This is a genomic window from Teichococcus oryzae, assembly GCF_008386565.1.
GTDB classification, from domain to species: Bacteria; Pseudomonadota; Alphaproteobacteria; order Acetobacterales; family Acetobacteraceae; genus Pseudoroseomonas; species Pseudoroseomonas oryzae.
In genome coordinates, this window is sequence record NZ_VUKA01000069.1 from 1 (window position 1) to 955 (window position 955).

At 77.1% G+C, this 955-nt stretch carries 2 protein-coding genes; both read right to left on the minus strand.

The window, feature by feature from the left end; genetic code table 11:
• The coding region (locus tag F0Q34_RS21540) for a Y-family DNA polymerase (protein WP_149814421.1) at positions 1-629 on the minus strand (629 nt) is incomplete at its 3' end.
• Positions 626-955: ImuA family protein (locus F0Q34_RS21995; RefSeq protein ID WP_370751338.1), on the minus strand; the 330-nt coding region annotated here is incomplete at its 5' end. The genes F0Q34_RS21540 and F0Q34_RS21995, both read right to left, overlap by 4 nt.

Genomic DNA, 955 nt, shown 5'->3' on the forward strand with positions numbered 1-955 from the left:
CGGCCGAAGCGGCGCGCCAGCGGCCCGCGCGGCTGGCGCAGCAGGTCGCCGATCCGCTGCAGCCCGAGCCGGGCCAGACCCTGGATGATGTCCGGCGGCAGGCGCAACGCCGCCAGGGGCAGGGGGATCAGCGCCGCCGGCTCATCGCCCGCGGGCAGCACCAGGGGCCGGGGCGCGCTGCGCGCCAGCGCCGCTGCGCAACCGGGCGTGCCGGCGATGGCACCCTGGGCACGGTAGCCGCCCGTGCGGAAGCTCTCGAGCACGGTGACCAGCAGGGCCTGCTCGCCGCCGAACAGGTGCTCGACGCCGGTGGTGTCCAGCAGCAGGCCGTCCTGCCCATCCACCGCGGCCAGCGGCGTGAAGCGCAGCGCCCACAGCGCCAGCCGCTCGAGCAGCGCCGCGTCGGCCTCAGGATCGGCCTCGGCGAAGACCGCGTCAGGCCGGATGGCCTGGGCGTCGGCCAGCGCCTGTCCCGGATACAGACCCGGCGCGTCGGTCGCGGTCAGGCTGCGGCGGTTGCCGATCGTTGCCCAGACGGCAACGGGCTGTCCGGCCCAGTGGGGGTTCTGTCGGCGCAAGCGGTCCACTGGCAGGGAGGGCAGGCTCAGCGCGAGATAGCGGCGGGTCATGCGGGGCGGACGAGGGACGCCCCGTCGACCTCCAACTGTCCCCCCGCCCAGCGAGCCTGCCAGGAGGCGGGGCGGCCGGCGCGGCAGCGCAGCAGCTCCAGCTGCCAGCGCGGCCGCGCCGCCGCGTCCGGCAGCGAACCGACCCGCCAGCGGGTCACCGCGCTGGAGGGGCCGTGCGCGGCGGCGCTGCGCAGCAGCAGGCCGATGCGCGGCGAGCCCTCGGCGGCCAGCTGCAGGCGGCGGGTGGCGGTCATCTCCAGCCGGTCGAGTTCCAGCACGGCGCCGCCCAGAGCGGGACAGCGCAGCGCCTCCTCCATGGTCCACAG